Origin of the sequence: Acanthopleuribacter pedis (assembly GCF_017377855.1) — a bacterium.
Lineage (GTDB): Bacteria > Acidobacteriota > Holophagae > Acanthopleuribacterales > Acanthopleuribacteraceae > Acanthopleuribacter > Acanthopleuribacter pedis.
Genome location: NZ_JAFREP010000003.1, coordinates 401,581 through 424,303, shown reverse-complemented (window position 1 = coordinate 424,303; position 22,723 = coordinate 401,581). Strand labels below are relative to the sequence as shown.

General features: G+C 56.4%; 16 protein-coding genes. 9 read left to right on the top strand and 7 right to left on the bottom strand.

Annotated features, from left to right (window positions below; translation table 11 throughout):
* The first annotated feature begins 512 nt into the window (after positions 1-512).
* The 3 genes from J3U88_RS04925 to J3U88_RS04915 all read left to right on the top strand — a co-directional run bounded on the left by J3U88_RS04925 (position 513) and on the right by J3U88_RS04915 (position 5,397).
* Positions 513-2,645: an ABC transporter ATP-binding protein/permease gene (locus tag J3U88_RS04925; protein WP_207857238.1), complete on the top strand. Its 2,133-nt coding sequence runs from the start codon at positions 513-515 to the stop codon at positions 2,643-2,645.
* 125 nt (positions 2,646-2,770) lie between these two features.
* Positions 2,771-4,273 (top strand): AAA family ATPase, encoded by a 1,503-nt coding sequence (locus J3U88_RS04920; RefSeq protein ID WP_207857237.1) that lies wholly within the window; start codon positions 2,771-2,773, stop codon positions 4,271-4,273.
* A gap of 5 nt (positions 4,274-4,278) precedes the next feature.
* Positions 4,279-5,397: a hypothetical protein gene (locus J3U88_RS04915; RefSeq protein ID WP_207857236.1), complete on the top strand. Its 1,119-nt coding sequence runs from the start codon at positions 4,279-4,281 to the stop codon at positions 5,395-5,397.
* Between the two features lie 298 nt (positions 5,398-5,695).
* Here J3U88_RS04915 and J3U88_RS04910 read toward each other — a convergent pair whose 3' ends face one another.
* Positions 5,696-6,676 carry a hypothetical protein gene (locus J3U88_RS04910; protein WP_207857235.1) on the bottom strand — a complete coding sequence of 327 codons (981 nt, stop codon included), beginning with the start codon at positions 6,674-6,676 and terminating at the stop codon, positions 5,696-5,698.
* 1,378 nt (positions 6,677-8,054) lie between these two features.
* Here J3U88_RS04910 and fabD point away from each other — a divergent pair.
* Together fabD and J3U88_RS04900 are read left to right on the top strand one after the other, a co-directional pair.
* A complete protein-coding gene (fabD, locus tag J3U88_RS04905) occupies positions 8,055-9,197 on the top strand; it encodes an ACP S-malonyltransferase (protein ID WP_207857234.1) in 1,143 nt (380 codons plus the stop codon).
* Between the two features lie 40 nt (positions 9,198-9,237).
* Positions 9,238-10,557, top strand: coding sequence for a glycosyltransferase (locus tag J3U88_RS04900; protein ID WP_207857233.1), 1,320 nt, complete (start codon positions 9,238-9,240; stop codon positions 10,555-10,557).
* A 170-nt stretch (positions 10,558-10,727) separates the two neighbouring features.
* On the opposite strand, the gene J3U88_RS04895 is transcribed toward J3U88_RS04900, so the two are convergent.
* The gene (locus J3U88_RS04895; RefSeq protein ID WP_207857232.1) at positions 10,728-11,099 is read right to left on the bottom strand and encodes a DUF2304 domain-containing protein; all 372 of its coding nucleotides are present in this window, start codon (positions 11,097-11,099) and stop codon (positions 10,728-10,730) included.
* The gene (locus J3U88_RS04890; protein WP_207857231.1) at positions 11,096-13,294 is read right to left on the bottom strand and encodes a glycosyltransferase; all 2,199 of its coding nucleotides are present in this window, start codon (positions 13,292-13,294) and stop codon (positions 11,096-11,098) included. The genes J3U88_RS04895 and J3U88_RS04890 overlap by 4 nt, the downstream gene beginning before the upstream one ends.
* Positions 13,295-14,111: 817 nt before the next feature.
* Here J3U88_RS04890 and J3U88_RS04885 point away from each other — a divergent pair.
* Positions 14,112-15,422, top strand: a complete 1,311-nt coding sequence (locus J3U88_RS04885; protein WP_207857230.1) for an aminotransferase-like domain-containing protein — start codon at positions 14,112-14,114, stop codon at positions 15,420-15,422.
* A 146-nt stretch (positions 15,423-15,568) separates the two neighbouring features.
* On the opposite strand, the gene J3U88_RS04880 is transcribed toward J3U88_RS04885, so the two are convergent.
* Positions 15,569-16,198: a hypothetical protein gene (locus tag J3U88_RS04880; protein WP_207857229.1), complete on the bottom strand. Its 630-nt coding sequence runs from the start codon at positions 16,196-16,198 to the stop codon at positions 15,569-15,571.
* A 226-nt stretch (positions 16,199-16,424) separates the two neighbouring features.
* Between J3U88_RS04880 and J3U88_RS04875 the strand changes: the two genes are divergently transcribed.
* From J3U88_RS04875 to J3U88_RS04865, 3 genes are read left to right on the top strand one after another with little or no spacing between them, the layout of a single operon-like run.
* Positions 16,425-17,051 carry a methylthioribulose 1-phosphate dehydratase gene (locus tag J3U88_RS04875; protein ID WP_207857227.1) on the top strand — a complete coding sequence of 209 codons (627 nt, stop codon included), beginning with the start codon at positions 16,425-16,427 and terminating at the stop codon, positions 17,049-17,051.
* Complete coding sequence (gene mtnC, locus J3U88_RS04870; RefSeq protein ID WP_207857226.1) at positions 17,048-18,298, top strand: acireductone synthase; 1,251 nt, start codon at positions 17,048-17,050, stop codon at positions 18,296-18,298. The genes J3U88_RS04875 and mtnC overlap by 4 nt, the downstream gene beginning before the upstream one ends.
* Complete coding sequence (locus J3U88_RS04865; RefSeq protein WP_207857225.1) at positions 18,298-19,068, top strand: arginine deiminase-related protein; 771 nt, start codon at positions 18,298-18,300, stop codon at positions 19,066-19,068. The genes mtnC and J3U88_RS04865 overlap by 1 nt, the downstream gene beginning before the upstream one ends.
* A gap of 425 nt (positions 19,069-19,493) precedes the next feature.
* Here the strand turns inward: J3U88_RS04865 and J3U88_RS04860 are convergent, their stop codons facing one another.
* From J3U88_RS04860 to J3U88_RS04850, 3 genes are read right to left on the bottom strand one after another with little or no spacing between them, the layout of a single operon-like run.
* Positions 19,494-19,967, bottom strand: a complete 474-nt coding sequence (locus J3U88_RS04860) for a hypothetical protein (protein WP_207857224.1) — start codon at positions 19,965-19,967, stop codon at positions 19,494-19,496.
* Between the two features lie 57 nt (positions 19,968-20,024).
* Complete coding sequence (locus tag J3U88_RS04855; protein ID WP_207857223.1) at positions 20,025-21,002, bottom strand: ABC transporter substrate binding protein; 978 nt, start codon at positions 21,000-21,002, stop codon at positions 20,025-20,027.
* Complete coding sequence (locus J3U88_RS04850; protein WP_207857222.1) at positions 20,999-21,865, bottom strand: PhnD/SsuA/transferrin family substrate-binding protein; 867 nt, start codon at positions 21,863-21,865, stop codon at positions 20,999-21,001. Before J3U88_RS04850 ends, J3U88_RS04855 begins: the two co-directional genes overlap by 4 nt.
* Between the last annotated feature and the right edge of the window lie 858 nt (positions 21,866-22,723).

Below are 22,723 nucleotides of genomic sequence, written 5' to 3'. Positions count from 1 at the left end.
TCAGTCACCATATATGACCAGCTTAAACTACTAATGGATTGTCAGGACAGGTGCAGCAAAAGCATCGATTTTCAGGGGTGGGCTTTTTTATTCTAACGTCTGAATTCGGGCCGCGACAAGCTTAAAAAGACCCAGGGTGACAATCCCGAAACGAGGGCGGTTACAGGATAACCACTTTTCAAGGTGAACCCCCCGCCGTTAAACCCAAGTTTTAAAGTAATTACTACCACGGGGCGCAAATACCGCCCCGCGGCACAAACATGGCGGCCCCCACCATGACTTCATCGATCCCTCACCCAAAAACCACATTCACTTTCGCCTGGCTATTTACGAGGTGATCTGCTAGGTTCTGCTTCGTGCCCCCTCTTTTTCATGCTCCCAATCAACATCATCGGCGCCTTTTCCATTGCCTATTTGGAAGAACCGAACCCTTGTTTTAACGAGGAGTCGCCGAAACGCGTTGTCGCCACACGTCCTCGCACCCCAATCGTTGTTTTTCAAGAGGGACCCCCATGAGCAAAAACTCCGCCCATCGCGGCACCATTCGCCTACGCAGCGCCGGTCTCGGCCGCGAACGCTGGGATGTTCGCCCCCTGCACCGACGCCCCCTCCTCGCCGAGGCGGTCGAACAAGAATTGGGCGGCCGTGAGGGCATTCGCCGCGTCAGCGCCAACCCCGTCACCGGTCGGATTCTGGTCCATTTCGATGCGGGCCGCTACAGCGCCGGTCAGCTCAAACCGCACATCGAACAAGCGTTGCAACAAGCCCTGCTTAACGCGCTGGATGTGCCGCAAAAGGACGGTGAAGCAGCCGTCCCCGAATGGGACCCCTCCTTCACCGCCCGCACCGCCGCGCGCCTGCTCGACAAGGACTTGGTCGCCGTGGTTGGGCAAGGCGACGCCCTGGGTGGCAAGCTAAACAAACCCGTCGCGCTCAGCAGCCTCGACGCCCTGCTCAAAATTCTCAGCCCGGTGACGCTCGGCATTTTGGTGGCCACCCCGCTTTCCAACGGCTTCCCGCTCCTCGCCAAAATCGGCCTCACCACCAAAACATCCCAGTTTGTGTTCCTCGGCGCGAGCTTCCTCGCCTTAAAAACCGCTGAATCTTACGTGGATTACCGCACCAGCATCGCCTGGGACCAGTACAGCCAGGAAGCGGAAAAAGAACTGCGCGCCAAGGTGTTTGACAAAATCCAAGCCATGGATTCCGCCTACCTCGAGGACCAAACACCGCAAAAATTGATGAGCATCGTCGACGGCGACATCGACAAAATCAAGGAGTTCCTCAACTTCACACCGCGCACCGTTTTGCGCAAATGGCTCACCATCGGCGTCGGCACCGGGGTCTTGGCCGTGGTTTCGCCGGTCTCGTTGTTGTTGACCCTGCTGCCCGCGCCCTACCTCTACTACCTCGACCGCGAGCACCACAAAAACGCGGGACGCGATTTCGGCGCGGTCAGCATCGCCAAAGGCAAGGTCAACCACCGGCTCAGCGCCAACATCAACGGCGCCGCCACCGTCAAAAGTTTTGTGGCGGAACACCGGGAGGCGGCGGGCCTGGACGCCGAGACGGATCGCTTGCGGGAAAGCCAAGCGGTGGCGGGAAAAACCAACGCCAAGTTCCTGTCCAAACACGTGTACGCCTTTACCATCGGCATTTGCGCCCCCCTGGTCTACGCCAGCCACGGCATGATGAGCGGCCGCTTCTCCTTGGCCGAGGTGATGGTCCAAATGACCTTGGCCCCGATCATGTTGGAAGCCTCCACCGGCATGAACCAGGTCCAGCACCAATACCAAAGTGCACAACAGGCGGCCCGCAACATCGCCGAACTCATGGCCGTGGAACCCCGCATCGTCAGCGGCGGCAAATTGCTGGACCGCGCAACCGTGACCGGCGCCATTCGCTTCGAAAAGGTCGACTTCAGTTACGGCGATACCGAGATCTTCCGTGAACTGGACTTCGCCGTCGCCGCCAACCAAACCATCGGTTTGGTGGGACCGACCGGTTCCGGCAAAAGCACGCTGATCAAATTGTTGCAGCGGTTTTACGACGTCAACAGCGGCCACATTCTGCTGGACGGCCACGACCTGCGCGACCTCAACCTGGCCGACTTACGCGGCAGCGTGGGCGTCGTCAGCCAGGACACCTTCCTGTTCAACACCTCGATTTACGACAACGTTTTGTACGGCCGACCGGAGGCAAGCCGCGAGGAAGTGATGGCCGCCTGCGAAGCCGCCGAAATGATGGATTTCGTCAACGAGCAGCCGGAAGGGTTTGATACCGTCATCGGCGACCGCGGCCAAAAGTTATCGGGCGGCCAGCGCCAGCGCATCTCGATTGCGCGCACCGTGCTCAAGGACCCGGCCGTGTTGATTCTCGACGAGGCCACCTCCTCGGTCGACAACGAAACCGAGGCCGCCATCCAGCGTTCGATGGCGCGGCTGGCCGAACAGCGCACCACGATCATCATCGCGCACCGCCTCTCCTCGGTACGCAACGCCGACTGCATCTACTTCCTCAAAGACGGCGCCTTCCACGAGCAAGGCACCCACGCGGAACTGCTGGCCGCCGCGGGCGCCTACGCCCAACTCTGGCACCTCCAAGTCGCCGACGGCACGGTTGCGGTACCCGAAACAGCGCAATAACCACAACCTGCTGGGAAGGCACCGTTCCGAAAAGGCGCGCGTCCACGGGAGAATCCTTCATCTCTTGAAAAGAAAGCGTTTGGATGCGTTAAGATAGAGCCACTTTTAAGTGAAGGCATGCCCGAATGGACCGAATTCGCATCGAAAACCTGCGCTCCCTCAAAGACACCGGTTGGGTTGATATCAAACCCATCACCCTGTTGTTGGGTCGAAATAGCTCGGGAAAAAGCAGCTTCCTGCGCCTGTTCCCGCTTTTACGCCAAAGCCTGGAAACCCCAACCACCGGCCCCATTCTGTGGAACGGGCGCCTGGTCGATTTCGGCAGTTTCGCGGAAGCCGTTTACAAGTCAAAAGAAAAAAACACCGAAATCACTTTAAGTTTCGAGGGCCAAATTGGACCCGGCCACGAAACAGATGACGACCCCTCAACGAATTGGAACCTACGATGCGAAATCTGGCTCTCAAACCGCTCGGCCAACCACTTCACGTATCTCAAAAAGGTCAAAGTAAACTACATGGGTCACGAGCTTATTTTTTCCTTTTCACAAAACCCGCGTGCTTTCAAAACAATCATAAATAACGAAGACTTTTCCTACCTCTTTACCGACCACAGTGAACTCCCGCATGCCTTGGACGACCTATCGAGAACTTCGTTCAGGCTTTCAAATCTAGAATTACTTTTGGATAGAACCAAACTAGCCCAGGTCTTCCAAGATTTTTCAAAGGAACACTTGACGCATGATATGTTTACCATCATAGAATCGATCTATTCACAAGTAACCCTTCTTCTCCCAGATAAAAAATTACTCCAATCCATAAAATCCCCAGCGAACAGGAAATCATGGAAAGATATACCGAATGATTGGACCCTCTCTTCAAAACCTTTCACCCAATTTCGCAACTACCTTATTTTGTACAGATTAAATCCTTTTCTTCGTCGTGTAGACCATTTTTTAAACCAGTTTTCAGGCATTCGCTATCTTGCCCCGATCAGAGCCACCGCACAGCGCTACTATCGCATCCAAGATTTGGCCGTTAATGATATTGATTTTCGCGGCGAAAACCTTGCCATGTTTCTACGCAGTCTTTCTCCAAAGAAAAGAGAAGCCCTGTCTAACTGGACCGATTTCCACTTCGACTTTAAAGTGTCTTCTAAAATCACCGAGGGCCATTTTTTCCTTGAGTTGCACGATGGCGATAAAAACACCAACCTCGCCGACATGGGTTTTGGTTATTCGCAACTCTTACCCATCGTGACGCAATTATGGGTGCTCATCTCCGACAAGGGTCTGCAGGATAAAACCGTCTACTTTGCCATCGAGCAACCGGAGCTGCACCTTCACCCTGCGCTCCAGGCCAAACTCGCCGATTGTTTCGCCGCCGCGATTGAAACAGCGAAAGAGAACCGCATCGACTTGCGGCTGATCATCGAAACCCATAGTCAAGAGATCGTCAACCGTTTTGGTAACCGCATCGCGGAAAAAGAAAACCAACCAGAAGATATCAACGTGGTTATTTTTGAAAAGAATGCGCCAAGCGAACCAACCCACGTCAAGATTTCCGGCTACGATGAAAACGGTTACCTCACCAACTGGCCCTATGGGTTCTTTCAGCCGGACATGGTGTAACCGCAATGCTGCTCTGTTTGGATCCTTCGCTCGTTGTTGCGGCCGGCCAAGAGAATGTTCCAAACGAAATTCGCGATGCACTTGAGAATATCGCTCTGGCCATTTACGAAGGCTCCCATTTGGTGGTAGGCGACCGATCGGTCTTGGGGACACTTGCAAAACTCCCCCAGCTCAGCGAACGCGCGAGGTCTTGCTTTCAGTATCAGCACGGCCAGATGACGCAGCTTGGTAATTTGATCAACCATTTCTCCTATCGTATTGAGATTACCGCCCACGGCCCTGCCGAAATCCGAAACCAGGGTCGTGTCGGCACGCTGCCCGCTTCCTGGTTCGCCCATTCATCGGTGATCCAACACACGATTTTCTTATGTGAACATCTCGATGACGAAGCACTGTTCAAAAAAATTGGGGAAGTATACAAACACAAAAAGGGTTTGGCCCGCCTCGCTTTGCACACGGAACCGCAAATGGGCGGCGGTTCTACAACCGGGACGGCTTACCAACACATACAAGACCAACAAAAACGTTTGTGTTTCTGTTTGGTTGATAGTGATCGAAAACATCCCAAGGGTGCTTTGGGAGATACGGCGAAGGCGGTAAAAAACGCCGACGATTTGTCTCAACCCCTGTGTGGCTATGCCGTTCTTGATGTTCGCGAGGGAGAGAACCTCATTCCCAACGCGGTGTTCACCCAAGCCCGCGGCGCGGATCCTCACCAGGGCCCAGCGCTTCAATTTCTGGATGAGTTGCAACAGTCGGGTGCATCGGATTGCCGCGCTTACCTCGACATGAAAGACGGGCTTAATTACGGAAAAGTGGCCCACGAGCCTCCTCAATCCGAGTTCCGACACTATTGGCAACAGCAGTGTCAATCCTTGCCAGGTTCAAAAATCAAAAACCATTGCACAATCAATCCGGGTTGCAAAGACCCCAAACATTGTGAATGTTTGCTCTTTGCCGGGCTGGGCCCCCAGATATTGAGAGATTCCGTTGCAGGGATGAACAAACTAAAGCCGGCCAGGCTGTACAACATGCTGGACCAGAATCTACAGGCAGAATGGCTTCGCATTGGCGCCTTGATGGCGGCCTGGTTCTGCGCGAGCTACCCAAAAAGGGCGACCTGACCTTCCTTTCAACACAGAATGGTTTGCTTCAGCGACAGACACCGGCCCCAGAAAAACAAAGCGAAAAGGTTCATGCAAACAATCGGTAGGGCTGCCACCAACTGAAATTCGCTTCGACGACGGCACAGTTGCGGTACCCGAAACAGCGCAATAACCACAACCTGCTGGGGAGGCACGGTTCCGAATAGGCGCGCGTCCAGGGTGGAATCGACGCGGTCGACCTTCATCTCTCAGATCAAAAAGGAGGCACCAGGGGCCTCCAATTTATTGCCTTTGATTCAGCAAGAAAACAATCCTATTACTTTTTCACCGCGGTGCTTTTCTCTTTCACCCTAACCCAGCGCAGCTTATCGCCATAAACAAGCCATTGTTCATCATCAAGAGGAAAAAACACATAGGTGCCGCTTGGATTTTTATGGCTGACACGCCAGGTCTCTTGAATATTAGAGCGAGGATCGATTCGATGAATGATCGAGAATTGTTCATGTGGCTCTGATCGCGGGTGGATACTGTATTCAAGCAGAAGAAAACCATATAGTGGGTGACCAACAACAGAAGTGACACTTCGGACAAAAAAGTGCTCTGGTTCAGCGCCCATCTGTTTAAGTAATTTAAGTTTATCTATCGGAAGTCCACCTTTATGATTCGGAAGCTTTTTATTTAAAACATCTTCACTATGAAGAACACCATCTTTGGTATTGAAAATTTTATAGGAAATCGTATCATCGTTTGCCGTGGTGGTTGCAGCCATGAAGAACCGGCCTAAAACAACGCCTTTTGCATTTACGCCAAATTGTGCACCAGGAAAACCCGGAGTTCGAACGGTTCCGCTTTCGCTTTGAATAAGAAAGGAGCCCTTGTCCCGTAAAACTTTCGCGCTCGGACCCGAAAACCACAATTCACCAGAGCCAGGTATGGCTTCCGTGGCGGAGAGGCCACCATCGAAGGTGAAACGATCCCATCGGAAGCCCTGCCGGTGGGTTACATGTATTCTGTCGTCTCGAATCCAAAGGCAGCGGGTTTTGTTGGATAACTCACCTGGTCCCTCACCTTTCCTGCCAAAAACCCGCATCTCGCCCGTTCCAAGATGAATAAACCAAAGGTTCAACTGTTCCTCGTCCATAAAAACAATACGGTTTTTATGGCTCGCAACATGCGAGATCATCCCCAATCTTGTATCATCACTAATGACCTCAAGGTCTTTTACGGTTTCACCTATAACAAAAATTCGATCTGGAACATCAGCCCCTAGCAAGACCAAAAATAATAATTGAAGCATATCCTTCCTTAGAAAAGGCAACCCGCTCGAATTCATCCAGAGGGTTGCCGTTGATTAGATTCTGACGTCAAGAACTATCAAACCTAAGAAGCGCAATAACTCACGGTGGTTTTCGCTTATTCCCCTCGCGCTTATCACACGCCTCAGTGTTTAACGGCACCAGACGACGTTCCCAATGAAAATTTTATTTCCATTGTCGTCGACCGTCGAAATTTGGCAAACAGTACATTGCAAATCACCTCCAGCGCTTAAGGTGATGCATTCGTAATTATCTCCCCCGTTGACCTGAAAGAGAGAAGAAACAGCAACCATAGTCAACAGAAAAATTCTTTTCATAAAGCACCTCTCCTGAAAAATCAAAAAACCCTATGTAAAGCAACGACTGATGCACCGCAGGACTTGAGATGCTTAAGAATTAACCAAATAGATCATCGAAATCATCCTTATTCTTTCGGAATTTCCTCTCTGAATTCGAATCTTTCTCGGAAACATTCTTCCAGCCGTTCGTACACATTCAAAATCACCGTTTTGCATGCAGAAACATATCACACTTCTGACCGATAGCAAGCTGAAAATCTCCCATTATCTACTCGGGATCTTGATCACCTTTTCCCCTGATATTACTAGGATCCTCACGAAGATATCACACCAGAACACAAACCAATATAACTCCATAAAAACCAATAGCTTACAAAAAAACAGAAGATAAGTTCCCTTCCTCGAACCATAAGTCCTAAAATGGCGCGATTAGGTAGCCGGCAAACAAAACCTTAGCCGAGAAGGGTTCGCCGGCAATCCGTATCACATCGCACAACTTATATATCATAATATAATCTGTTTCGTTTTTGTTTTTGTCGATAAAAATGACTTGATGGAACGTCAATATCATTTCACTCCGCCGGCCGAGTGCTTAGTTGTGGTTGCGCCACAAATTCCACTTGGTCCACCCTACTTAACAGCCAGATTTCAAAAGGTTCGACGACGGAACGGTTGCGGTAACTTGGTAAAACCGAAGATTTATCCCCAGGATGTCACATGGGTGACCAAATTCTCCCAATGCGCGCTTTTTTGGTGCACCTGCTGTGTAGGCGCAACCCAAGCGAAGCGTGACAGGGTGAAACCGTTGACCCTGCACGGCTTGAGGCACAGCCGCATCGGGCGTAATTTTGCACAAGCACGTAAAGGCCGCCGGCAACGAACAACGGCTAGACACAGGGTGGAAGCGGCGCTTATGATTAGCCACGATAAAGCCACACCAAACAACAGGTTACCTTCGCTGCATCGGCGCCCCACGCCCTTCTTGATCGCCGCGATTGGGTAACCGCACCAATCGTCCTTTTCACTGAGCTACCGCGAAATATCCATGTTGGAGGTCCCCATGAAAACGATGATGTTCCCCGGCCAAGGCGCCCAAGCGCGCGGCATGGGTGCCGATCTGTTCGACGCCTTTCCCGAGTTAACCGCCCAAGCCGACGCGATTTTGGGTTATTCCATCAAAGCGCTCTGCACCGAGGATGCCGAACGCACCCTCAAGGAAACCCAGTTCACCCAACCCGCGCTTTTTGTCGTCGGCGCCCTCGACTATTTGAAACGCACCGCGCAAGGACCCAAACCCGACTATGTGTTGGGCCACAGCCTCGGCGAATTTAACGCCTTGTTCGCGGCCGGCGCCTTTGATTTTGAAACCGGTGTCCGCCTCGTCCAGAAACGCGGTCAGTTGATGAGCCAAACCACGAACGGCAAGATGGCGGCGGTGATCAACGCCTCCCAGGAAACGATTGAACAAATCTTGCGGGACAACGGCCTCGACCAAATCGATCTCGCCAACTTCAACAGCCCGTCCCAAATCGTGATCTCCGGCGCGACCGAACAAATTGAACGGGCACAACCGCTCTTCCAACAAGGCGACATGAAATACGTGCTGCTCAACACCAGCGCCGCCTTCCACTCGCGCCTGATGCAACCGATCCGCGACGCCTTCGCCGAATTCCTGCAACAATTCACCTTCCAGCCGTTGCACATCCCGGTGATTGCCAATGTCTCGGCGTTGCCCTACCGGGACGAGGACCTGATCGACAACCTCTCGCAACAACTGACAGGTTCGGTTCGCTGGTACGAAAGCATGCGTTATTTAATGCAACAAGGCGAACCCGAATTTGAGGAAGTGGGCCACGGCAACGTGCTCACCAAGATTCTGGCCAAAATTCGCGCGGCCGAACCACCCCCCGCCGCCACGGCCCCACCCGTCCAAGCCACCGCGACGCGGATCGAAACGCCGCCGCCCGAACCGATTGCGGTCCAAACAACGTCCGAGGCAACCCCACCGCAAAGCGCCCAGGAAAAGGTCAACAACTGGAACCGGCGCCACGGTTTGGGGACCCGCGTCATTTCCGACATCATCAAAGACCAACCACTGGAAACCCGCACCGAAGCCGTCGTCCTGTTCGGACACCGCGCCGCGGTCTACCTCAAGGGCTACAACGGTTACTTTGATTTGGACGAAATCCAAGCCTGTCCCTAAATCAACCAGGCCGGGTCGAAAAAGCCGGGAGTATGAATCGATGCAACCGTTAAAAACGGCACTGTTTACGCTGGGTACCATGGGCGATATCCACATGTACCTGCCCCTCGCCAAGCAAATCCAAGCGGCCGGCCACGCCGTCCAATTTTGTACCTACGCATGCTACCGCGAAAAAGTGACCCGGGTCGGGATTCCCTTCACCCCGATCCCGCCCGACATCGAAGCGGACTTTTTCACCCAAATCTACGACGACGTGAAGGACAAGAACCTCAACGACAAAGCCGAGTCATCCATCGACCGGCTCTTCCTCCGCGACATCGAACAACGGTTTGAAGCCTGTCTGGCCATCATCAAGCAATGCGATCTGGTGATCTGCCACCAGGTCGACTGGGCCGCCCAAATCGCGGCGGAGCTGGCGAAGGTGCCCTGGGTCCAGGGCATCCCCGGCCCTTTCGGCATGCCCAACGAAGGTTTTGTCCCGCGTGGTTTACGCACGGCCAACTTGGGCGCCCCACTCAACAAAATGACCTGGCGCTTCCTGATTTGGATGATGGGCAAAACCCTATTCCGCGGCATCAACCGGTTCGGCCGCAAGGTTGGCTCGAAACGCAAGGATTTGGGTTTTTTCTCGATGTCACCGCACCTCAACCTGCTGGCCACCTCACCCCACCTGGCGATCTTGCCCAAAAACATGCCGCCGGCAACGGTGGCAACCGGGCCATGGTCCCTGAGCGAACCAGACTACGAATTGAGCGATGAACTGCGCCGTTTCTTGGCGTCGGGTCCGGCGCCGGCGGTGATCGGTTTCGGCTCCATGGGCGGGAACAGCGCGGACGGCAAAACCACCGCCGAAATGGTTATCGAAGCGCTGCGGGAAACCAACCAACGCATGGTTATCCAGCGCGGCTGGGGCCGGCTGGTCGCGGGCGATGATCCCAACATCATGTGCGCGGACTACATCCCCCACGAGCACCTGTTCCCTCACGCGGCCTTCGTGATGCACCACGGCGGCGCGGGCACCACCGCGGCGGCGGCCAAGGCGGGTGTCCCGCAAATCGTGATCGCCCATAGCCTCGACCAATTCTATTGGGGCGACATGGTGGCACGCCGCAACCTCGGCCCACCGCTCCTCGCCAGACAGAAACTCAGCCAATCCCAGCTCACCGAACGCATCCGCCACCTGCTCGGAAACGCCGCCGCGATGCGCGCCGGCGCGGCAACCCTGGCCGACCACCTACGCCGAGAAGACGGACCGGCGGCGGCCGTCACCGCCATCGAAACCTTTTACACCCACCACACCCAACACAACGCGGCGGCGCCCCGCCCGACAATGGCCGACCCGGACCTCACCCCAACTTAGGCCGTGTTTCGCACCGGGTGCCCTGATCCAGCGGTTTACGTTGGAAGGACCGGTTTACCGATCACCACCCATTTCAAAAACAGGGTTTAAAACGACAGCGCCGTCCATGCGCGGCATGGCAAAGCGACCGAATTCGTGTTTACGTGCCCCCACGGTTCAATCCTTCCCGCTTATTCCGGGCCGGCGGGTTTTGGATCTTGGGTGGGGCGGCCTTCTTCCATGGCGACGTGTTGCACCAGACGCACCAGCATGCCGTTTAAGCGGCTGATCTCCAGGGATTGCAGCAGGTTGAGGAACATCAAAAACCCGATGGCCAAGAAAAACAACGCGTTGGCCGCGGTTTCGAAACCCAAACGCTTGCTCACTGCGATGACCTCGCTGGGGAGAACGGCCATCCCCAGCAGGAACAAACAGACCCCGAACCACATTAACAGCGAGTTTTGGTTGAGTAAGTTGCGTTTGACCGTGCGGCGTAGCAGCCAAAAGAACACGGCCAGGAAGGTGATTGTGAGCGCGGGAATGATGGTTGGGATCGTCATCATACATACCTCTGGAACCAACTGGATAAAACGATTTTGGGCAGGACCTGCACCATGTACGCCAAGGACTTAAGCCCGCGAATCGAACTTTCGCCCTCACCCCTGGCCCGCATTTGCACCGGAACCTCCGCCACCCGCAGGCCGGCGCGCAGCAGCATCGCGGCCGATTCCGGTTCGGGGAAATCGTGGGGATAGTATTCGGCGAACAGGCGAATCACGCGGCGGTTCACCAACCGCATCCCCGAGGTCGGGTCGTGGATGCGCTTGCCGCCGGTCCATTGGAGCACGGCCGAAATCATACGAATACCGATCAGCCGCGCGAATGAACTTTGGTAGCCCTCGCGCAGGATGAAGCGGCTCCCGATGATGCAATCCCCTAAATGGTGGTGCGCGTAAAGGTCGTTGATTTGCAGAGGATCGTGCTGGCCGTCGCCGTCGATTTGGATGGCGTAATCGTAACCCTTCAGCAGCGCGTAGCGGTAACCGGTTTGCATCGCCCCGCCGATGCCGAGGTTGACGGGCAAGTTGAGGTGGGGCACCTGGAGCTGCTCGAGCACATAGGCCGAATCGTCGCTCGAACCATCGTTAATGATGACGTAATCCCAGCCGCGCAATTGCGACAGGCGCGTGACCAGGTTAATTAGGTTCGGCGCCTCGTTGTAGGCGGGGACAATCACCAATTTCTTGGCGCCACTTTTGGCAACGGGGACGGCTTCCGGTTGGGTAAAAACCGTTTCGGCAGCGCGTTTTTTGTGGGTCCCGAACCGAAACAACCAACGCGGCGCCTGCAGCTTGGCCCAAACCGGGGCGCAACCGCGCAGCGCGCAAACGCCCGCGACGAGGAGCAAGGGTTCCATGGGGAAAAAGTAACGGTCGATGGGGTTGAGCAAGAACGACAACAACAGGTGTTGGCCCACGGGGATCGCGCACAAAATGGCAAAAAACAGATCCTGGCGAAGGATTCGATTCACGCAGACCAGCGCGCTGATCAGCAACAACAGTGGATAGGCCCACGACAGCGAAAACGGTTGCAGCCCATCAAAAAACGAACGGCGCGGCAAGGCTTGGTAGGGTTTCATCCAAGTATGCCATTTCGAAGACGCGGTGACCCTGTATTGATGCTCCCAATAACCCTGGTGGTACACGGCGCGCGCCATGTCGCGCGTTTCCCGCATCGGGAGCAAGGCGCTGTCCCACACGGCGCCGAGGTACGCGGCGGGTTGCGCCGCGACGTTGCGCCGTGCCAGCGAACCGTACAAAGCGTCGTAGGGCACCAGGCCGGCGCGCGCAACGCCCGGTTGAAAATGCTGGGCGCGCATTTCGTACAGGGTGGCTTGGCCGCGGTAGTTTTCGTTAAAAGGCGCGGGCAAGGTTTGCGGATCCAATAAATCGTGGTACGCAACCGCTTGCAAAAATTGCCAGCCGGAACCTTGCGCGATGCCGTAGAAACCGTGGTGGGCACCGTTAAAACCGATCCACGCACCCACGGGCAGCACGACCGCCGCGGCGGCGACGGCAAAAACCATGGCCCGACGCCACAGAATCGCACTCCACAGCGCCAAACCCGCGGCTACCGCGAGGAACAGCAGACCGTTGGCGCGGGTCAGGATCAGACAGGCGGTAACCAAGGCCAACAGCAGGAAGTAAACGGTGCCGCGATCCCGATGCCAGCGCACCAACAGGCAGGCCCAGGCGGTGGTGAAAAACAGGAACAGCACCTCGGACAGCGGGATGTTGGCGAAGGCGACTTGGCTGGGACCCAGTGTCAGGGCCAAGGCCGGCAGCCAAGCCCAGCGACCCAAACCGAGGCGCAGGCCCAGGTCGAGCGAAAGGCCGACCGTGAGTGTGCTCAACAGGTTTTGGACCACCAACAAACCCGGCATCACGCCCACCGTGTGGTGAACCAGCGCGATGAGCAGTGGATAACCGGGTGTGTCGTAAAGAGAACCCAACCAAACCTCGGGGACGTGGGTTCCCACGGGCAGGTAGCGGTAAACGGCGTCGGGAAAAAGCAGCACGCCGTAGTCGAAGAGGTAACCCAAACGCAGGGCAAACGCCGTCGCCATCAAACAAAGCGCGGCCGGCCAAGGGAATTCGACCCGTTGGGTTTCGTGCTGCTCGGGCCACCGCCACAGCACTTTTAGCCAAGGTACCAAGTTCTCTTTTAACGGGGTTAACCCAAAGGTGGACGGTTTCAAGGAGGCTCCTTACCCAACGAACCCGCATGGTTCAACCCCATGCCTCTTAACCTAAAAAGCGCGATAACTCGCGGCGATTTTCGCTAAATCTCTGGGCTGCAACGGCCTGTAAAAATGCTCACCGCACCCACCGGGTGCGCCTCCGCTTTTTCCAAGCCATTTCGCTCCAGATCATTAGCCAAAATCCCTCGCTCTTATCACGCCTCTTAGGTTTAAGGGTAGCGTGAGGTTGAACCATGCGGGTTCGGTTGATTTGCCGCGGGGCGACGGTGGCGATGTGGCGCCGCTCTTGGGTTTGCGTTCGGTCCAAGCCAACTTTTCACAAGATGCCCAGGTATTGTAAGGTTCCGAAGGAACCATTGGCTCAAAACAAGACCCAAGAGCGACATCGGTAAGCTTGAGCAATTTGGAGACCAACTGGTGAAAACCCTTGTCGTGCAACGGTTCATCTACAAACATGGGGACTGTTGGTCCCGATTCGTACCTGTCACCGGAATCCGACACAACCCATACCGTCGGCGTGGGTAAGCGTCACCCGTGACAGCGTCGCCTGCCGGTTAAAGGGTGCGAACCGGCGGCAAAAACCAACGCCCCAACCCTTTTTGCACAAACCCACTATTTCTAAAGTTTTATAAATTCCCCAGAGGGCACCAGTCGGCCAAAAAAAGCCACTCAAGTTGTTTGCTTTGAGAAGCTTAAGCCACGGGCTTCTCGGTTCTGTTTTTTTCGACTTGAAACCCCTTCTTTTGCTCCCTAGAGTCGAGCAAACAACCGCCATGATTCGCGGGAATCATATCGCTCAGCTCGGGGGGAACCCATGGAAACCGAACTCACGCGGATCGACCGCGACGCGCTTAACCAAGCCTTGCTCGACCCGCAACTGGCGGTGATGAATTTCCTGAATGAAGTCAAACTGCGCTACCCGGAGGCGATCAGTTTCTCCGCGGGTCGCCCGGCCGAGGATTTTTTTGACGTACCGGCAACCTTGGCGGCGGTCAACCGGTTTGTCTCTGACGAAGCCGCCGCGCGCAACTGCACGCCCGACGCGGTGTACCGGGACCTCGGTCAATACGGCCGCACCAACGGCATGATCGGGCATCATCTGGCCAAGCACCTGGCCAAGGACGAACAAATCCACGTCGATCCCGAACACATCGTGGTCACCAACGGCTGCCAGGAAGCGATGGCGCTGGTGCTGATCACCTTATTGCGCGGCCCGGACGACGTGTTGCTCACCGCCGATCCCACCTACATCGGCATTACCGGCTTGGCGGCCCTGCTCGGGATCACGGTTGCACCGGTGCGCTGCGGCGAGGACGGGCTCGACCTGGACGATTTGGCGGCGACCACCCGTCGCCTGCGCGCCCAAGGCAAACAGCCTCGCGCGGTGTACGTGATTCCCGATTACAACAACCCACTCGGCAGCGAAATGACGCACCGTCGCCGTCGCGACTTGCTCGCCTGCAGCGAGACCCTCGACCTGCTGATCCTGGAAGACAACCCCTACGGCATGTTTTGCTACGACGGCGAACCCTTGCCCACGCTCAAATCCATGGACCGCCAACACCGCGTCATCTACCTGGGCACCTTTTCCAAAACCCTGTTCCCCTCCCTGCGCATCGGCTACCTGGTCAGCGACGCCATGGTCTCCTCGCGGGCGGGAACCGCGTTGTGTCTCACCCAAAACCTCTCGATGGTGAAAAGTCTGACAAGTGTCAACACCAGCCCCCTCAACCAAGCGATGGTCGCGGGGGTTCTGCTCGAATGCGACCACGCGCTGCGCGACCGCGTTGCACCGGCCCGCGATTTTTACCGCACCAACCGCGATTGCATGCTGGCGGCGTTGGCACAACACATCCCCGCGCACGACTCGCTGCGCGAACAGGTTCAATGGAACCAGCCGCGCGGCGGGTTCTTCATGCGGATGACACTGCCCTTCCCCTGCGACGAATCCTGGCTGCAGGCCTGCGCGGCCGAGGCGGGCGTGATCGTGGTGCCGATGGCGTACTTCGCCCTGGCCCCCGGCCACGAGAACCAAATCCGCCTGTCCTTCTGCTCCAACACGCCGGACGAAATCGAACGCGGCATCGCCGCCCTGGTCGCCTTCATCCGGGCAACCCTCGATTAAACGGCTACGGCGAATGGTTCGTGCCGGCCTATGACAAAGTCACCTTTTTCACCGGATGAACGCTGAAACCCAATAAGGCCCGTATCCTTTCCCGGATCAGCCAACCGCGATGGGATGCGGATTATTTCTGGTGCGTGACCATGGAATCAGGACGCGCCGGAATTATGTTCACGGCTCAAATCTTTGAGAATCCGCGTGTAAACCTGGATCAATTGCTCCTCGCGATAGGCAAAAGTTTGGATGATATCGAGCAGGTTGGCCCATTTACGACACAGGCCATGATGCCCGTTGTTCATTAATTGATCGTACAAAGCCGCGCCGGCCAAATCGGCCTGGGCAACATAACGCGCCTGGCGGCTGTAGGCGCTGGAAAACAAAAGCAAGTCCTCATAATCCATATACCGGGTAAGCTGTGTCGTTTGAGCGGTTTGCCAGACGCTGTCGTTCACCGCCGCGGGTGAGATAAAGCCGCGGTGGAAGATGCGTAGGGAAGGGATCTTATCGGATTGGTTGAAGCCGCCCTCTTTTAAGGCGGTGGACAAACCGCGGTGGTAATCCCGCGAGGCGGTCACCAGTTTGAGGTTGTTCTCAACCTCCATTTTCAACCGTTTGCCCGCCTCCCGTGCATCCTTTTGGTTTTGCACGTTGGTGTGCCAGTCGTTCACCCACAAGCCGGCAAAGACCCCGAAAATGACCAACAGGGTTTGAATCATCAAGGAAAACCAATCAAAACGTTTGGTTTCCGGTTCTTGGGACCGTCCTTCTGCTTCCGCCATGGCGCACCTCATTATTAATGAATGATTGTGACAAGATAGGCGCATTAAAGCACAGCCATGGGGTCAAAACCCAGTGCAAGACTTCCGGTGAGCCACGGTTGGCGTGCTCATGTTAGGATGGGTGCTTTGAACCGAGGTCGTCGGTTCCCCCACGGTTCGTTTTCGTCCTTTTTATGGTTTATAAGTCCCCCATTCCAATTTAAAGAAACACGCGCGAGAGGTTCCCGTGATTGATACCCCCTTATTCCAACGCGTCGCCGACGAAATCGCCGACGCCGGTCGTTTTCTCTACAGCCGCGGTTGGGTCCCGGCCACCAGCGGCAATTTTTCCGGTCGCCTGGACGACCAACACTACGCCCTTACCGCCTCGGGCCGCCACAAAGGCGAGCTGCAACGCAAGGATATTTTGGTGGTCGACCGCAACGGTGACCCGGTCGACTCCCAGCTCAGACCCTCGGCCGAAACCCTGTTGCACACCACGCTTTACCAGCACTTTCCCGAATGCGGCGCGGTGCTGCACACCCACTCGGTCAACGCCACGGTGCTGTCCAAGTTGGCGGGCGACGCGGACGAAATCATCCTTGAAGACTACGAGGTTCTGAAAGCGTTCCAGGGCAACACCACCCACGACACGGTCGAACGCATCCCGCTGTTCCCCAACACCCAGGACATGGTCCAGCTCGGCAAAGACCTGGCCCAACGCCTGGAACAGCAGCCCAACATCCACGGCTTCCTGATTCAGGGCCACGGGCTTTACACCTGGGGCCGTGACATGAACGAAACGCGCCGCCACATTGAAGCCTTTGAGTTTTTGTTTGAATGCGACATGGAAATGAGGAGATGTTCACGATGAGCGTGCAAAGTAGCCTGACGATTTACGCGGAACAAGACCCGCAAACCATTTTGGAACACACGGTGGACGGCGACCGCATCGCCGAACTGCTCGCCGGGGTCGGCATCAAATTCGAGCGCTGGGAAGCGAACAAAACCCTGGCGGACGACGCGGACCAAGACGCGGTGCTGGCGGCCTACGCGGACGACGTGGCGCGCATCAAAGAAGAAAACGGGTTCCAGTCCGTCGACGTGGTGCGGCTCAAAGCCGGTCACCCCGACCGCAAGGCGTTTCGCCAAAAGTTTTTGGCCGAGCACATTCACGCGGAAGACGAGGTCCGTTTTTTTGTCGAGGGTAGCGGCTGGTTTTACCTGCACCTCGACGACAAAATCTACGTCACCCAGTGCGTTCAAAACGATTTCATCCATGTCCCCGCGGGCACGAAACACTGGTTCGACATGGGTAACCAACCCGAGTTCGCCGCGATCCGTTTTTTCACCAATCCCGAGGGTTGGGTCGCCCAATGGACGGACAATCCCATCGCCTTGAACTTCCCGATGTACGTCCACGCGGAACCGGTAAAAGCCGTGGTCACCGACATCGAGGGCACCACCTCCTCAATCAGCTTCGTCAAAGACGTGCTGTTCCCCTACGCCAAAGAACACCTTGCCGCGTTCGTGGCCGCTCAAGGCGACGCACCCCAGGTGGCGGCTATTTTGGACCAGGCACGGGAAGAATCGGGTCAACCCGACGCGGACAACGCGACGATTGCGCAAACGATGCTGCGCTGGATCGACGAGGACCGCAAGGTCACCCCGCTCAAGGCGATCCAAGGCCTGATTTGGGAGAAGGGCTACCGCGACGGCGATTTCCAAGCGCACCTCTACGACGACGCCCACGCGGCGCTTAAACAATGGGCCGACAGTGGTTTGGCGCTGTATATCTTCTCGTCCGGCTCCATCAAGGCCCAGCACTTGATGTTCGAACACACCACCTTCGGCGATTTGCGCCCCTGGTTCAAAGGGTACTTCGACACCACGACCGGCCCCAAAAAAGAAGCCGAATCCTACCGCAAAATCGCGGCCGAAATCGGCGTCGACCCCCACGAAATTCTGTTCCTCAGCGATGTGGTCGCGGAACTGGACGGCGCACGGGCGGCGGGCATGCAAACCCGGTGGTTGGTGCGCGACGGGCAACAACCCGCCCACCCCTTCCACACCCAGACCGATACCTTCGCCACCATTCAGCCAGGTGCGGCGGTTTCCTAATGGATCAGACTTTTTTTAAAAACGCCATTGTGCGAAAGCCGGCGCCGAACTTCGCCGCCGGCCTGACCACCCAAGACAACCGTGGCGCGAACTACACGCTGATGTCACAACAACACGCGGCTTACGTGGCCAAGTTGCAAGAACTCGGTCTGGCGGTAACCATTCTGCCGGCCAACGCCGAATTCCCCGACGGCCATTTCGTCGAGGACCCGGTGGTTTTCGCGGGCGGGACGGCGGTTCTCACCCGGCCGGGCGCCCCTTCCCGGCTGCACGAGGGCCTGTCCCTGACGGAAACGCTGGCCGGCTTTGCCGACTTGGCCCGCATCGAGGCACCCGGTTTCCTCGACGGCGGCGACGTCATGCGGGTGCGCGACCATTTCTATATCGGCCTGTCCGACCGCACCAATGAGGCCGGCGCGGAACAGCTCGGCGCGCTGGTTTCCGAGCAGGGTTTCACCTGGAGCACGGTCGCGGTCCCGGCGGGCCTGCACCTCAAGTCCTCGGTGAATTACCTGGGTGACAATGTGTTGCTGGGTACCGAATCCTTCTTGGCGCTGCCGGAATTCGCGGATTTCGAGAAGTGGGTTCTGCCCCCGGAAGAAACGCCCGCGGCCAACACCTTGTGGATCAACGAGAACCTATTGATGCCCGCGGGTTACCCCAAAACCGAAGCCCGCCTGCGCGCCTGGCGCAAGCCGGTCCACGTGCTCGACATGAGCGAGGTCGAAAAAATGGACGGCGGCCTCTCCTGCCTCAGCCTCCGCTTTTAACAGCACACCCGCGCCGTGGGGATGATCCCGATCCAATCGGATGTTGGCGGGATCATCGGTCCGGCGTTTTGGTTAGTGGGGCGATCATTGGTCCGGCGTTTTGGTTAGTGGGGCGATCATTGGTCCGGCGTTTTGGTTAGTGGGGCGATCATTGGTCCGGCGTTTTGGTTGATGGGGCGATCATTGGTCCGGCGTTTTGGTTGATGGGGCGATCATTGGTCCGGCGTTTTGGTTAGTGGGGCGATCATTGGTCCGGCGTTTTGGTTAGTGGGGCGATCATTGGTCCGGCGTTTTGGTTGATGGTTGTGAGGCCGACGCCTTCAGCGTCTGCACAACGGGAACCCCCGGGGACCCAGAGCAAACGGTTGTTTTACAACCATTTGATCTGGGCTGAAATCACCGGCGCCCTCGGCGCCTTTGCGCCTTCAGCGCAGCCGGTGGACGATCGCCTCCGGCTCACGGTTCAAATATTTTGTGGTCCACGGATTTCGGTGTGCGATCCCCGTTGGGGTTCGCCGGATCAGCCCTCGCTCGTACATCTCCTCACACTGGTGTGCGATCCCCGTTGGGGTTCGCCGGATCAGCCCTCGCTCGTACATCTCCTCACACCGGTGGGCGATCCCCGTTGGGGTTCGCCGGATCAGCCCACGCTCGTACATCTCCTCACACCGGTGGGCGATCCCCGTTGGGGTTCGCCGGATCAGCCCTCGCTCGTACATCTCCTCACACCGGTGGGCGATCCCCGTTGGGGTTCGCCGGATCAGCCCCCGCTCGTACATCTCCTCACACCGGTGTGCGATCCCCGTTGGGGTTCGCCGGATCAGCCCACGCTCGTACATCTCCTCACACCGGTGGGCGATCCCCGTTGGGGTTCGCCGGATCAGCCCACGCTCGTACATCTCCTCACACCGGTGGGCAATCCCCGTTGGGGTTCGCCGGATCAGCCCCCGCCATCCTCACTCGATGATGTGATTCACCGAATCGAGCGCCTCGTCGTTAAGCTCCAGGCCGAAGTTTTTGATGTGCTTGAGATTAATCGTGATAAAGCTGCCCGCCGGGCTCTGGACCCGCGAACTCATCCCCGGATCCTCGGTCACCCGACCAATCAAACCAGCCGCCTGACGACCCACCGTGGGGATATCTACCGAAATCACCAAACACACGCCTTTCTGATCCGTAAATGCCTCGGAATAAGCGAACACCGGTAATTTACCCGCCTCGGCAATCGCGAACAAGCGCCCGACCTGCTCTTTCTTTGAGAACACAACGGGGTCGGAAATCAACCACAGTGCATCCAAGTTTGCCGCATTTTTTTCCAGTAGGGAGATCGCCCGACGTGGCCGGGTCACGGAAAGCGGCACCAACTCAATCCCGACATCACGCGCCGCGGCCTCGGCCTTTTTGACCAGTTCGTGGTTAAACGCGCGGTTGTACAACACCCCCACCCGGCGTACCTTGGGGAAGAAGTATCGGAAATAATAGAACTGCACCGGCGGTGGGATCTCGTTGGCGATGCCGTGCACGCCGCGCTCAAGTGGGACCCGCTCCCAATTAATCACCGATGAAAAAATGATCGGTTGCTGAATGCCCAAATCCTTGAGCAAGAGGTACGCTTTGCTGCCGATGGCGTACACCACTTGCGGACGACGGTTGACAACCATGTTGCGCAACTCGCCGGAGGTCACATTGTTGCCGGCCAAATTGACCACATGCAGGGATCGGCTCTCGGCCAAGTTCTTTTGGAATTCGAGCTGGGCTTGCTGGTAATAAGGAACTTCTTCGTCGGAGTTAATCACCATCACCACCCCCTCCCGGCCGGTGGCAAACAGCGTGCTCACCCCAAACCACAGCAGCGCAAGGCAACAGGCAAAACCTGACCAAGGTGAACCGTGCCGGCGGCAAAGCGCGGAAAAACGAGTGATCGCTTGCTTCACAAAGCACCTCGTTTCTTTTGAAGAAGTTGCCGACGTTGGTCGTCGCTAAGCGCCGTCCAGTCATCCAATCCCAAAAGCTTCAGTTTTCGGCGTCCCTCGGCTTTGTCCGACATAGACTCGAAGGACTGAATCACGGCACGCGCCTCGCCATCCATCCCCGTTTTCACCACCACAATCGGCAACATCACCTGCTCGGATTCAGCCTGCTTGACGGTGCCGCGGTATAGGGTTGGGTTGAGGTCGGCCAGTTTTTCCAGGCTGCGTTCGGTTGCCAAGGCGGCATCGGCCATGCCGAAACCCACCGACATCAACGCATCGATGTCCTTGGGCACGGTAAGCAGACGGTAATCCTTGGGGGACAGGCGGTCCCCGGCCATTTGGGCAAGCAACACGTGGGCGTATTCCTCACTGCCGGAAGAGGCGATGGTGAGGCGTTTCTTTGGGGGAAACTCGGTGACCCCTTTGCGGGTAATCAAGATTTTTTTATAGGTATTTTGGCCGCGAAAACTGCCTACCAAAACCGGTTCCAGATCCAGGGACTCGGCCAAATCGCGAAAGTGCCAGCTCGAAACAAGAAACACACCGCTGGGTTGCGCGTGTACCTGAAGCTCAAACTGCCCCTTTTCTCGAAACGGTTGAAAACGAAAGCCGCCGTGGGAAAGAAAAAATGCATCAAATTCGCTCTTCAACAAACTGAAATTGTTGATGTTGGTCTCGGAGCTGTAGAAATAAACGGTTTTTTCGGCGGGGTGTTGGGCAAACAAGACCATCGGCACAAGGAAAAACAACAACCGACATAGGGACCCGGCGCGCAAGGGCGCTTTCGCGAGGATCCAACCAAAAAATTCCCAGGCGGCCGACAAATAATTCCCCAATTCGCGATGAGTCGATAACGCGCGGAGCCCACCCGACGCGGAGGAGGAACCGGGTGAATCACTTCGCAAATGTGCAAAACAGCGAACGAACAAAACTATTAAATACCCATTAGCACCCAAAGCACAAGCAAGGAATTGGGCGCAATAGGGATTGGGGTGGCACCGGCCGCGGCAGTTCGCAACACAAGCCGCGAGCCACCCCACCGCCGCACCCGAAACGACCCGGTTCCCGCCAAACGCAAGTAAGGCGGTGCCTTTTCCGGCTCGGGCCGCGCTGGGCACCATGCTGCCCGTGCGTGGGTCGCACGTGTTACGCGGCGGTGAATGAACGATGCCGTCGAACCGGGTCGTCGGACACCCTGTAACCCCGCGAGTTACAGGTGTCACCGTGGGGGTGATGATGCGCAGCCGGTTGCGCCCCTAACTTTTGGTAAAAAAACACCATCCTAGATCTAGTCCACTGATTTAATTAAACTTATTTGAACCAACAAAATTGGCACGGCCCCTGCACTTACCGTCAAACGTATAAAGGGTTTAAGTGAAGGCTCCGAATGATGGAAACCTGTTTCCGTCATTCGGAGTATTTTTTTTGCGCGGACGGGAAAAAAGCGGGTTGCCCGAGGCGGGCGCCAACACCAAAGCGACGCGCCGATCGGAAAAGAGAACGCGGGTAACAAGCGTCCCGGCCCCCAGAAAATAAAGGGTTTCGGTGTTTTGCCGAAAAGATTAGGGAACCAACAAACACCTACTCATGACGGAATCCCCCGCTAATACCTATCCCCCGTACCTTTTCAGAAATACTCTGTTTCACGGGGCGAATTAGCCGGATCCGCTCCATTCTTTCTC

Coding starts and splice junctions, on each gene's coding strand:
- J3U88_RS04925 (WP_207857238.1), top strand. CDS start 513: ATGAGCAAAAACTCCGCCCATCGCGGCACCATTCGCCTACGCAGCGCC.
- J3U88_RS04920 (WP_207857237.1), top strand. CDS start 2,771: ATGGACCGAATTCGCATCGAAAACCTGCGCTCCCTCAAAGACACCGGT.
- J3U88_RS04915 (WP_207857236.1), top strand. CDS start 4,279: ATGCTGCTCTGTTTGGATCCTTCGCTCGTTGTTGCGGCCGGCCAAGAG.
- J3U88_RS04910 (WP_207857235.1), bottom strand. CDS start 6,676: ATGCTTCAATTATTATTTTTGGTCTTGCTAGGGGCTGATGTTCCAGAT.
- fabD (WP_207857234.1), top strand. CDS start 8,055: ATGAAAACGATGATGTTCCCCGGCCAAGGCGCCCAAGCGCGCGGCATG.
- J3U88_RS04900 (WP_207857233.1), top strand. CDS start 9,238: ATGCAACCGTTAAAAACGGCACTGTTTACGCTGGGTACCATGGGCGAT.
- J3U88_RS04895 (WP_207857232.1), bottom strand. CDS start 11,099: ATGATGACGATCCCAACCATCATTCCCGCGCTCACAATCACCTTCCTG.
- J3U88_RS04885 (WP_207857230.1), top strand. CDS start 14,112: ATGGAAACCGAACTCACGCGGATCGACCGCGACGCGCTTAACCAAGCC.
- J3U88_RS04880 (WP_207857229.1), bottom strand. CDS start 16,198: ATGGCGGAAGCAGAAGGACGGTCCCAAGAACCGGAAACCAAACGTTTT.
- mtnC (WP_207857226.1), top strand. CDS start 17,048: ATGAGCGTGCAAAGTAGCCTGACGATTTACGCGGAACAAGACCCGCAA.
- J3U88_RS04865 (WP_207857225.1), top strand. CDS start 18,298: ATGGATCAGACTTTTTTTAAAAACGCCATTGTGCGAAAGCCGGCGCCG.
- J3U88_RS04860 (WP_207857224.1), bottom strand. CDS start 19,967: ATGTACGAGCGTGGGCTGATCCGGCGAACCCCAACGGGGATCGCCCAC.